The sequence below is a fragment of the Psychrobacter muriicola 2pS genome, from assembly GCF_904846535.1.
GTDB classification, from domain to species: Bacteria; Pseudomonadota; Gammaproteobacteria; order Pseudomonadales; family Moraxellaceae; genus Psychrobacter; species Psychrobacter aquimaris.
Genome location: NZ_CAJHBC010000003.1, coordinates 466,684 through 478,259, shown reverse-complemented (window position 1 = coordinate 478,259; position 11,576 = coordinate 466,684). Strand labels below are relative to the sequence as shown.

The 11,576-nt window shown below is 41.7% G+C and carries 12 protein-coding genes; 9 read left to right on the top strand and 3 right to left on the bottom strand.

Going from position 1 to position 11,576, the window contains the following annotated elements:
* The first annotated feature begins 38 nt into the window (after positions 1-38).
* The 6 genes from JMX93_RS06740 to JMX93_RS06715 all read left to right on the top strand — a co-directional run bounded on the left by JMX93_RS06740 (position 39) and on the right by JMX93_RS06715 (position 5,346).
* Positions 39-1,019, top strand: coding sequence for a DUF1365 domain-containing protein (locus JMX93_RS06740; RefSeq protein WP_443558639.1), 981 nt, complete (start codon positions 39-41; stop codon positions 1,017-1,019).
* 83 nt (positions 1,020-1,102) lie between these two features.
* Positions 1,103-2,596, top strand: a complete 1,494-nt coding sequence (locus JMX93_RS06735) for a class I SAM-dependent methyltransferase (RefSeq protein ID WP_499204260.1) — start codon at positions 1,103-1,105, stop codon at positions 2,594-2,596.
* Positions 2,597-2,682: 86 nt separating this feature from the next.
* On the top strand, positions 2,683-3,093 hold the full coding sequence (locus JMX93_RS06730; protein WP_496191332.1) for a DUF2177 family protein: 411 nt from the start codon (positions 2,683-2,685) through the stop codon (positions 3,091-3,093).
* A gap of 126 nt (positions 3,094-3,219) precedes the next feature.
* A complete protein-coding gene (locus JMX93_RS06725) occupies positions 3,220-3,765 on the top strand; it encodes an acyl-CoA thioesterase (RefSeq protein ID WP_193010989.1) in 546 nt (181 codons plus the stop codon).
* A gap of 106 nt (positions 3,766-3,871) precedes the next feature.
* A complete protein-coding gene (locus JMX93_RS06720) occupies positions 3,872-4,993 on the top strand; it encodes a cation diffusion facilitator family transporter (RefSeq protein WP_499204259.1) in 1,122 nt (373 codons plus the stop codon).
* A gap of 104 nt (positions 4,994-5,097) precedes the next feature.
* Positions 5,098-5,346, top strand: a complete 249-nt coding sequence (locus tag JMX93_RS06715) for a DUF2059 domain-containing protein (RefSeq protein ID WP_499204258.1) — start codon at positions 5,098-5,100, stop codon at positions 5,344-5,346.
* Positions 5,347-5,521: 175 nt separating this feature from the next.
* Here the strand turns inward: JMX93_RS06715 and dps are convergent, their stop codons facing one another.
* Entirely contained in the window at positions 5,522-6,004 is a 483-nt protein-coding gene (dps, locus tag JMX93_RS06710) for a DNA starvation/stationary phase protection protein Dps (protein WP_193010991.1), read from the bottom strand.
* Between the two features lie 370 nt (positions 6,005-6,374).
* Here dps and uvrB point away from each other — a divergent pair, with 370 nt between their 5' ends.
* The 3 genes from uvrB to JMX93_RS06695 all read left to right on the top strand — a co-directional run bounded on the left by uvrB (position 6,375) and on the right by JMX93_RS06695 (position 10,493).
* Positions 6,375-8,486, top strand: coding sequence for an excinuclease ABC subunit UvrB (gene uvrB / locus JMX93_RS06705; RefSeq protein ID WP_499204257.1), 2,112 nt, complete (start codon positions 6,375-6,377; stop codon positions 8,484-8,486).
* Positions 8,487-8,781: 295 nt separating this feature from the next.
* Positions 8,782-9,834, top strand: a complete 1,053-nt coding sequence (locus JMX93_RS06700; RefSeq protein WP_499204256.1) for a pyridoxal phosphate-dependent aminotransferase — start codon at positions 8,782-8,784, stop codon at positions 9,832-9,834.
* Between the two features lie 281 nt (positions 9,835-10,115).
* Entirely contained in the window at positions 10,116-10,493 is a 378-nt protein-coding gene (locus tag JMX93_RS06695; RefSeq protein ID WP_198331201.1) for a hypothetical protein, read from the top strand.
* 109 nt (positions 10,494-10,602) lie between these two features.
* On the opposite strand, the gene JMX93_RS06690 is transcribed toward JMX93_RS06695, so the two are convergent.
* Both JMX93_RS06690 and JMX93_RS06685 read right to left on the bottom strand, forming a co-directional pair.
* Complete coding sequence (locus JMX93_RS06690; RefSeq protein WP_198331202.1) at positions 10,603-10,992, bottom strand: hypothetical protein; 390 nt, start codon at positions 10,990-10,992, stop codon at positions 10,603-10,605.
* Positions 10,993-11,188: 196 nt separating this feature from the next.
* A complete protein-coding gene (locus tag JMX93_RS06685; protein ID WP_499204255.1) occupies positions 11,189-11,422 on the bottom strand; it encodes a hypothetical protein in 234 nt (77 codons plus the stop codon).
* Positions 11,423-11,576 lie beyond the last annotated feature (154 nt).

Below are 11,576 nucleotides of genomic sequence, written 5' to 3'. Positions count from 1 at the left end.
TGGGAGTGAGATCAACGAACACTATTGAAGAGAATGCTATGTCTATTGAAACCGACACGCCTAATAAGCTGTTACCCCATCAGTTATTTCGTGGGACGACTTGGCACAGTCGGTTACTGCCAAGTGTACATAAATTTGCGTACCCATATCGTTATTGGGGCATCAATATCAGCGCATTGGCTATAGGACAGGAACTGCCGGAAGTAAGCACAGGTATTGGTGGCAAAAATAAGATTGTAAGAAGGCTGTTTTCAAAAGGGCGACTGACCAAAGGATTGCCATTATTTTCAGCAAAGAAAAAAGCCTTGCAGCAGTTTTGTCCTGATGATTATTTACAGGGACAACCTTTACAAGAATCAAATAGCCTAAGTAATTGCTCAATAAGTGATAATCATGATAATTATCGTACAAATCCTATTCAAGCACTTAATCATCGCTTAAGCCAAGCGTTTATTGAGCAAGCGGGTAGTGCACCAACAGGCGATATTATTGGTATGCTCGTTTGCCGTAATGCTGGTATGTATTTTAGCCCAGTTAATTTTTACTTAGGTTTTGATGAGCAGCAGATGCCTTCCCACTTATTAGCTGAAGTCTCTAATACACCATGGGATAAGCGTCATTATTATGGGTTTGCACTCAATGGCGTGGATACTGAATTTTGTCATGATAAAAATTTTCATGTATCACCTTTTAATCCGATCGATCAGCTATATCGTTGGCAGGTTAGGGTAAAGCAACAGCCGGATAATTGCTTGCAAGTTCGTATTGCTATTGATATCAGCGATGAGCGCGGTGAGGTATTAAAAACGGGTATAAAAATGGCTGGCGTTCCAATGACCGCAACAACGATTCGAAATAGTCTGCGAAAAAATCCGTTAATGAATCTGACTTCTGTAACCCGTATTTATTGGCATGCTTTCAAGCTTTATGCGATTAAAAAAGTGCCTTATATTCATTATGATGAAAAGCTAGCCGATAGCAAACAGAACAAAGCACCGAATCCAAAAGAGATTCTTTGATTATTGAAGGGCTAAAGAACAGTTAAAGATATTTATCAGCTTAACGCTCAAGCATAGAGCATTTAAACAAGGACGAATATACGATGTCAGCACGACCAACCGACCGAGCACCCGTTTCGACATTAGGGAAATTGACCACACAGATGAGTAAGGTCGTTAATGAGAGCGCCGTTTTTCAGCCCGTTAGTGCGGGGATGAATCAGTTGGCAAGAAAACTTATCTTTCGCGCATTAGCGCATATCCAGTTTGGTAGCCTGACTATAGTCGAAGCATTCAGCGCGCAAGCACTTAATACCGTTAGCTTTGGTAAAGTGTCCGATACTGTCGCGAGCAGTTCGGCAGTTGGTCGCCATTCACTACACGTCACCTTGATGATTCACGACCCTGCTGTCTATCGGCAGCTGTTGCTTGGCGGATCTATTGCGCTAGCGGACAGTTATATTAATGGTGAGTGGGATACGAACGATTTGACAGGATTGATTCGGTTGGCAGCGCGTAACTTGGCGGTGTTGAATAAATTAGAAAGTCGCTTTGCAGGCGTGAGTAAGGCCTTTGAAAAGGCGAAACATCGGCTACGTAGTAATGATAAGTCTGGTGCCAAGTCCAATATTTTAGCGCATTATGACTTGGGCAATGATATGTATCAGCGGTTTTTGGACGATACGATGATGTATTCAGCAGCAGTATATCGTACGCCTGATGTATCACTGAGCGCAGCACAGCAGCATAAACTGGCGCTCATTTGTCAGCGATTACAATTGACGCCTGATGATCATGTGATAGAAATTGGCACAGGATGGGGCGGTTTTGCTATTTATGCCGCCACACATTATGGCTGTCACATAACGACGACGACCATCTCTGACGCCCAGTACGATGAAGCACAGCGCCGAGTCAAAGCGGCAGGACTGTCTGATAAAATTACACTGCTGAAGCAAGATTACCGTGAGCTGACGGGGCAGTACGACAAGCTAGTCAGCATCGAGATGATTGAAGCCGTTGGACACGAGTACTTGCCGACGTTTTTTGCCAAATGTAATAGCTTGCTCAAACCCACAGGGCTGATGGTGCTGCAAGCGATTACTTTTAATGATCAAAACTACCAAGATTATGTTAATTCAGTCGATTTTATCCAGACGCACATTTTCCCCGGTGGTTGTTTGCTCTCTAATCAAGAGCTAAACAATCAGTTTACTGAACAAACCGACATGGTCATCAAGCAATTACATGATTACGGTTTCGACTATGCCCATACCTTGCGTGATTGGCGTGCCGCGTTTATGGCGCAGCGTGAAGAAATTAAAGGGCTTGGTTATGATGATGCCTTTATTCGCTTGTGGGAGTTTTACTTTTGCTACTGTGAAGGTGGATTTTTAGAGCGTACTATCGGCGTGGTACAGTTGACCGCAGTGAAGCCAGATAATATTGATGTGATGCATTTTTCCGATTTGTCTTCTCATGATACTCTCACCGATGAGCAAAGCAGCCGCCTGATTCACGATATTATGAATTCTGATGAGAGTGGTAATGCCAATAGTGATAGCCAAGATGCCTCCAAACAAAATATCGTGTTTTAATAAGTGGTGTCTTAACAAGCTGTGTCTTAACAAGCGACGACGGAAACAAGCTGGAATTAAAAAATGCTAATTAAAAGGATGTGATTATGGGTTATGTATTTGTATATCTGGCTGCTGTGATTATATTTTTGGGTATTGACGCAGTTTGGCTTAAGACCATGACTGGCTTATTTTATGAACAACGTATCGGGCATCTGCTTGCCGATGAGCCAAACATGATTGCTGCTGGCGTGTTCTATATGTTTTATCTACTGGCTCTCTGTATCTTGATTTTATATCCACAAATCAAAGCAGGTGCTTCGATTGGTCATATCTTCTTGCTTGGCGGCTTGATAGGGCTGATGGCTTATGGTACTTATGACTTTACCAGTTTAGCGTTGTACAAAGGTTTTACACTGGACACAGCGCTGGTCGATTTTGCTTGGGGCGGCATCTTGACAGGTTCAGTGAGCGCCATTGTCGCTTGGCTTGCTTATCGCTTTCATTGGCTGAGTTAAAGTTAAGTAGCTTAATTTTTACATAACCTAGACCATTCAATGACAGAGGGCCGTTTGTGCTCTCTTGTGAGCTGCTGTATAAATGATACCTATTATAAATAAGTGTTAAACCATTCAAGGATTTTTATGCCGCAATACAATACTAGCTCGACTGCCAAAAAAGCCCCGTTAAACCATGAGCTATACATGTCGATACTCATGACGCCTGATATGGCGAATTTTATTGGCAATGTGCATGGTGGTGATTTGCTTAAGATGCTCGACCAAGTCGCTTATGCTTGCGCCAGTCGCTATAGTGGTAATTATGTGGTGACGCTGTCTGTCGACCAAGTGATGTTTCGTGAACCTATATATGTTGGCGAACTGGTAACTTTTGCGGCAAGTGTCAACTATGTAGGGAATACTTCGATGGAGATTGGCATTCGCGTCGAAGCAGAAGACGTCCGCGCTCGTACCGTACGCCATACCAACAGCTGCTATTTTACGATGGTGGCTATCGATGATAATGGCAAACCCACACCTGCGCCACCACTTGAGATCAAAAATCCTATGCAGCAGTGTCGTGCTGATGCCGCTCTAGAGCGTAAAAACCTGCGTCTGGAAAGCTCACATCGTCCAAGCTGCGATATAACAAATATGGTTGGGGAACTGGCTAATCTTCATGATCGTTAAGATAAGTAGACCATGTGTAGTAAGTTAAAAGGCTTTCAATATATGATCTATTTGTCTGATTGAATATATAAATATCTGCGTTCAAAAAGCCTATATCGAGACCATTATGAGCTTAAAATCATCGGAAACCGAGTCACATAATCCTATTTCTCATCAGTCAGCGCCGCGTAATAGTCGTGCTCGGGGTACTGGCACGCTCATTAACGCTGCCACTGCTGATGGTGATTCTCGTTCTGGATTAGACAGTGCTTCTCAGTCAGCAACCAATAAAGACAAGCAACATTCCGCTTCATTGGTAACGGTATTAATTGCCGTTGGTGCCAACCTCATCATTGCGATTGCCAAAACGGTTGCAGCATTTATGACAGGTTCTGCTTCTATGATCGCAGAGTCAGCGCATTCGTGGGCAGATGCAGGTAACGGCACCTTATTAATTGTCGCCGAGAAAAAGGCGATCAAACCTGCTGATGAGAGTCATCCGCTCGGCTATGGTAAAGAAGCTTATGTCTGGTCGATGATTGCTGCTTTTGGTGTCTTTATGGCAGGTTCGATTGTCTCCATTTATACTGGTATCACTGAGTGGAATGCTGCGGAAAGTGAGACCAACTATACCATCGGCTTTATTATATTGGCGGTCGCGTTTGTGCTCGAAGGGTTTTCATTAGGGCAAGCTTACTTACAAAGCAAAAAGCATGGTGAAGCGATTAATGTCAGCGCTATTGGCTATGTGGTCGATACGTCAAATCCTACTTTACGTGGTGTATTCTTTGAGGATTTAGCGGCTGTGATTGGCTTGGTTGTCGCTGCTACTGCTATGGGTATGCATGCTTATACGGGACAGCCGTTTTGGGATGCGTTAGGTTCTATCGTTGTCGGAATATTATTGGGTGCGGTAGCTATATTTTTAATTAGCCGTAATCGTGACTTTTTGGTCGGTTATAAAGTATCAGAGAGAATACATGACTATGCGTTGAGCGAGTTACTTAATCATCCAGATATCGATAGTGTTTCGTATTTACATTTGGAGTGGGTAGGACCAAAAAAAATATTTATGGTGGCAGCAGTCGATATCGCTGGCAATCAAAAAGAAAAAGAGATTGCCCAAAAATTCGAAACTATCGAAAGTCAGTTCCGTGCCAACCCTCTATTTCAAGAAGCTATCCTGACTTTATCTGTACCCAATGCTGAAACTTTGAGCGTACCCAATAGTCATAATCAAGATGCATGATAAAGAGAAAGCAATGTGAAACTAAATCTTCGGTCTGCCATAGAAAGTAACATGGGGTGTTTAATTAGGGTTCGCTCATAGTGCTGGGTCAATATGCCAAGATAATGATCAATGGTATAGGCGATGCCACTGATAAGCAGACGTTGGCGCAAGCTTATATTAAGGCGGCAAAAACTTACTATACGCAAGCGGAAGTTGATGCTCAAATTAATTTTCATCATATGGAAACGGGTCAAAGTATTCTCGCAAAACAGCCACAGATTACAGCAGCCTTTTTAAAGCAATCTTTGCCTGACGATACTAGTGATACAGAAGCACAACTGGTGAGCTTTTACCGCAGATGCAGAAAATAATCCAAGGTGTTTTTTAACTGATAACTGATAACTGATAACTGATAATTTAGCTATTTTAAAACCAGTTTCTGAGCGCCAATCTTAAAGTTAGTCCATAAAAAAAGGTCACTATAAAAGTGACCTTTTTGCTGATAGAGACTATTTCATGGGTATAGCTAATTTAGGTATAAAGTTGTTATTTTTTTGGCGCATTGGCACCGATAAACCAAGCGTCTTTATCAACGATACGGCTTATTTCTGTTAATAAGTCGGCAGTATCTTCATCACCAGCTTCACCAGCCGTGTTAATCGCTTCACGCAATGATGCCGCAATGGTTTTATAACGATTGGTAAGCTCACGAACATGCTGATCGACTTCAGTGATGTCAGTAGGGTAAGTCTCTAAAATAGAGTCCTCAACGACGCGTTTAGAGATACCATTGGCTTTACCGCCAAGGATAACAATACGCTCAGCGACCGTATCATAAGCTTCAGTTAAGCGCTCGTAAGTGTCATCTAATAACTGATGGACACCGATAAAGCCAGTACCTTGCAGGTTCCAATGACATTGCTTGCTGTCCATACTTAAATCAATGAGGTTTGCTAAATTTGCATTTAATAGCTCTACCATTTTTTTGGCTGTTTCGTCTGATATTCCACTTGCGTAACGTTCTCTCATGTTTTACTCCACTATGTGTATTATTTTAATGAAAATTCATTTGTTGTTATTGGTATCTTGCTGATGTACTACTTGTTGATTCGTTATAAATAATAGCAGCTTAAATGAATGTTGGAACCCTCAAGCGTTAGGCTTTATTAGGTGGTCGTGTAATGAGTTTGTTAATCATGAAAAGCTTTGTAAATTTAGTGGATATTGTGTGCGTTTTTTATAACGACGGTATTATTTATTCGTTAGAAATAGGGTGTGTGACGTCATGTCTAGGTGCTGGTGTTTCAAGAGAAGAGGGTAAGATAAACCCCCTAATTACCTTTAAAAACCCTAGCTTAGACCCCACATTGTTATAAACCTTCAGAAGAAGAAAGCCATTATGCGAATGCCTGAACCGCGCTCGTCGCGTCAGTTAAATCAATTGGCCACTCAGCTACAGGGCGAAGCTGAAATTAGTGGTGTCAACGCGTCTGGGACGCAAATATCAAGTCGTGCTTTTGAGATGGTCACCGATTTTGAGCCAGCAGGGGATCAACCCCAAGCAATCGAGAAGTTGGTCAACGGTATCAATTCTGGTATGGATGAACAGTTACTGCTGGGTGTAACGGGTTCGGGTAAGACGTATACCATGGCAAAGGTCATCTCTGAGACTCAACGTCCAACCATTATCATGGCGCATAACAAGACGCTTGCTGCGCAGTTATATGGTGAATTTAAGTCGTTTTTCCCTAATAACGCCGTTGAATATTTTGTCAGCTATTATGATTATTATCAGCCGGAAGCGTATGTCGCTGCCAGTGATACCTTTATCGAAAAAGACAGCGCTATTAATGATCATATTGATCAGATGCGTCTATCCGCCACGCGTGCTTTATTAGAGCGTCGTGATGCCATTATCGTCGCATCGGTATCGTGTATTTATGGTTTGGGTGATCCAGAAAGCTATTTAAAAATGCTATTACATGTGGTTGTTGGTGATCAGATAGATCGTACCGCGACTATTAAGCGTTTGGTCGAAATGCAATATACCCGCAATGAGCTAGACTTTGGACGCGGTACGTATCGTTTGCGTGGAGAGCTACTCGATATTTATCCTGCCGAGTCTGAGCAATTGGCGGTACGCGTGCATTTGTTTGACAATGAAGTGGAGAAAATCACTTGGTTTGATCCATTGACAGGTAAAACGGTACGTAGCGTGCCGCGTATTACCATTTATCCAAAATCACACTATGTGACGCCGCGTAATAAGTTAGAAGCTGCCAGCCATACCATTCGTGCTGAGCTTGAGCCGCGTCTGGAGTATTTCCGTGAAAATAATAAATTGGTTGAAGCGCAACGCCTCAAAGAGCGTACTCAATATGACCTTGAGATGATTCAGCAGCTCGGCTACTGCAACGGTATTGAAAACTATTCGCAGCATCTCTCCGGTCGTCCGTCAGGGGAAGCACCGCCGACCTTATTTGATTATATTCCAGAAGATGCATTGCTATTCCTCGATGAATCGCATGTCACTGTTTCGCAAATTGGCGCAATGTATAAAGGCGATAGATCGCGTAAAGAAAACTTGGTTAATTATGGCTTTCGTCTGCCAAGTGCGATGAATAATCGTCCGATGAAGTTTGAAGAGTGGGAGCGCATCAAGCCTAAGACCATATATGTGAGTGCCACGCCTGCATTGTATGAGCTTGAGCATAGTGAGCAAGTCGTTGAGCAAGTCGTTCGTCCAACTGGACTGATTGATCCTGAGATTGAAATTCGTCCTGTATTGACGCAGGTTGATGATGTGTTATCAGAGATTACTAAGCGCCGAGAAAAAGATGAGCGGGTGCTGATTACCACCTTGACTAAGCGTATGTCAGAGGATTTGACCAGTTATCTAAAAGAATACGACGTCAAAGTTGCTTATCTGCATTCGGACATTGATACCGTTGAGCGTATGCAAATCATTCATGAGTTGCGGACTGGCGTGCATGATGTATTGGTCGGCATTAACCTATTGCGTGAAGGCTTAGATATGCCAGAAGTGTCATTGGTCGCAATATTTGATGCCGATAAAGAAGGCTTTTTGCGTTCTGAGCGTGCGCTTATTCAGACCATTGGTCGTGCGGCGCGTCATATCAATGGTAAGGCTATCCTTTATGCTGATCGCATTACCAACAGTATGCAAAAAGCAATAGACGAGACCGACCGTCGCCGTGAAAAACAAGTGGCATTTAACCTTGAGCATAACATCACACCAAAAGGGGCGCGTCGCAGTATTACTGATAAAATCGATACAGGCGAAGACCAGAATGCCAATGACAATCAAGTGATTCCTATCAAGAGCAATCTGCCTGATGTTGATATCAGCATTTTACGAAGTCCTGATTTATTGGCGAAAGAAATCAATCGTCTTGAGAAGCTGATGAAGCAGATGTCACGTGACTTGAAGTTTGAAGATGCTGCAAAAACGCGTGATAAAGTGCTAGAGTTGAAAGCGCATTTAATCTGATAGTGTGGCTTTTAATGAGGCGGTTTCGTTAATAGGAATACGTTGATTTTACTCAATAATGCTGTTTAATTGTGTACTTGTGAGCGTATATTTAACAAAAAGGTGAGTTGCCTATAGCGCAGCTCACCTTTTTTATGGTCTTCTTATGACTAAAATGATTTCGCTTTTATAGGATGTTATTTATAACTAATATTTTGTATTTACAAAACTTGTGTTTATATGAAATGCCACTTAATATGATATCAATGAGAAGTAATAATCTTACAACAACGGACGTTGAGGTACATAATCTATCATGAAAAATAATAAATTCTTAGAATTAAATGCAAATGAAAACTCACTAGGTATGGCAGATTCTGCCAAACAAGCCATTATAGAATCTTTAGATGAGGGCTTTCGTTATCCAGATAATCCCCGTGCGCAACTCATTAGCAAAATTGCCACCATCCACGGTGTGGCGGAAAACCAAATCTCATTGGGTAATGGCTCGACTGAAAATATTCGAGCTACCTTACAAATGCTGCAAAACAAAGCATTAAAAGAGGGTAGGCAGTTTCAAATGGTGATTCCTGTACCAACGTTTGATTGTGCAGAGATGTATGCAAATTCCATTGGTGTGCCTGTAGTCAAGATACCATTAACCGCTGAAAACTATGATTATGATTTTAATGAACTACAAAAAGCAGCTGACGATTTTGATGGCATTAGCCTACTTTATATTTGCAATCCAAACAACCCAACTGGCATCATTACATCAACGTCAAAGCTTAAAACTTGGATAAGTAATGCACCAAATAACCATTACTTCTTGTTGGATCAAGCTTACTTGGAGTACGTGTCAGACCCAAGCTTTGAGAGTGGGATTGAGTGGGTGAAACAAGGATTGTCAGATAACCTTATTGTTATCCATACTTTTTCAAAGTTATGTGCCTTAGCCGGTATGCGAGTGGGCTACGCGATTTCTAATCCGCAAGCTATTGAGACTGTCGAAGCATTTATGTCTATGGATAATACCAACTTGTCAGGTGCGGTTGCTGCTATTGCGACGTTAAATGATGCCAAGTTTTTAGCGCTAAGTTTGCGCAATACCAATCAGTCGCGCCAGATGATTGAAACAGTATTAGACGATCTTGGCTTGCGTTACTTACCATCACAGACCAACTTTATTTTTCATGAAATAAAAGGAGATTTAAAGGCTTATATCGATAGAATGCGCGACCATGGCGTCAAGGTCGGTCGCGAGTTCCCACCTGTTACAGGCTTCAACCGTTTAACGCTTGGCACGCCTGAGGAGATGGAAGTATTTATCAAAGTGCTAAAAAAATTTCGTGAAAAAGGCTGGGTTTGATTAAGCCAGATAGAATAGTTTCATAATCAGAAAAAGGGAGTAGCCTAGTGTACAGACTCCCTTTTTTATTGAAATAGGATAGGAGAGCCACAGCTAACGTCCTATTTTTACCAACCTTAAACGCAGTTTTACATATCGCACCTTAAAAAATATCACGTCATATTATAGTATGAGTTAATAGAGCACAGGCTACTAACTAAAAGGCGGGTTATATGCTGGTCAGTGGCTGTAAAATTAGATGTGCTAAAGTATATTATAATTTTAAGGTCAGGGATATATCCATGTTTGATATCAAATCGTTCTTTAAAAGAGAAGTAGAAAAAAAGCTCATCAATGTAGACGACTATATTTTTATGCCTGAGCGAGTAGATATGGAACTGGAAGGCGGATCATTAAACTGTGTACTCAATAGCGATGGTCGAGTGGATATTTTTTATAGTAAGCAAGGCGTGACAGAGGTCAGCTCAGCAACGCGTAAGCATCCATTTACGGCATTCGAAACCGAGCTATATCATGGTGTTTATGATGATGTTATTAATGACTTGGTCAAAGAAGTAGATAAGATTATTGACGGCTCTTCTAAGTATTTTAGTCGCAGTAAAATACGGCCTTTTACAGCCACTTTGTCACAGAATCCAGTTGACAAAAACAAGTTCTAAACTAAGGTGATGAGCTGAGTGGATGGTACAAAAACTCAGCAATAAAAAGGGTGCGTTATAGATAACGCACCCTTTTTATTATCTTATGTTGAGGTGTTTATGCCACATCTTATTTGACCAAACTGGTATAGCAGCTTTGTAGAGATTTTGCGACGACTTTTGTGACCAGCTGTGTGCGATATTGCGAATCTATGGCAGCATTGCCCAATTCAACGAGCGTCACTTGCTGCGGCGCTTGCTCACTGACGCAGCCACAAACATTGCTTTTTACAGATTCTTGTTGTGTATCGGTCATCGCCACGCTAGCCACACGCCAAGCAGTTTGCTTTTCAATCTGACTGCGGCATTGATTATCAATCGCTGACTTAAAGACATTCATGCCAATCTCATTGGCAGTGCCGATAGCAGTGCCTGCATTATTATTCATGCCACCAGTCGTTGTGCATCCAGCTAGGGCAAAGGTAGCGAGCATAGCCGTTGACATTAAGATTTTTTTCATGAGTCTGGTCCTTTAAGATTTTTATTGGTTTTAAAGTGTCTGTTTGATAAAAACTAGCATTTAGTAGGAGTTGATGTTTGCTAGTCGAAAGGTATTCTCTCCAAGCAGGTCGTATATTATCAGCAAAATCCGTGCATGACATCATTAACCACTATTAGCGCAGAATGAAGCCATTTTTTATAAAAGCTTGACGGTATCAATCTAGCCACGCATAAGGGTGATAGTACGCATAGGCTTTATAACCGATATAGCCGATAATCATCAACAAACCACCGACGATAAATAACCAAGTGGTGAGGTGTTTCCACGAAAAATTTTCAAAACTATCATTAAGCGCCGCAGAAATACTGGCGATGAAAAGAAGGATGCAACCCAACAGCAGCATGAGTGTTGATGTGAGTTCATAACCATCCACTCTAAAGTTCGGCATACTATAACCCAAGAATAAAATTCATCTTATTTTAACGATTTGAATGGATAAAGTAGATGGATTGTTTATGAAGTATTTATGTAGTAAACCCACTATAAAAGTCTGCATTATCGACCTACTTGGATCTGACTATACACAGAGAAGTGATTCAAAA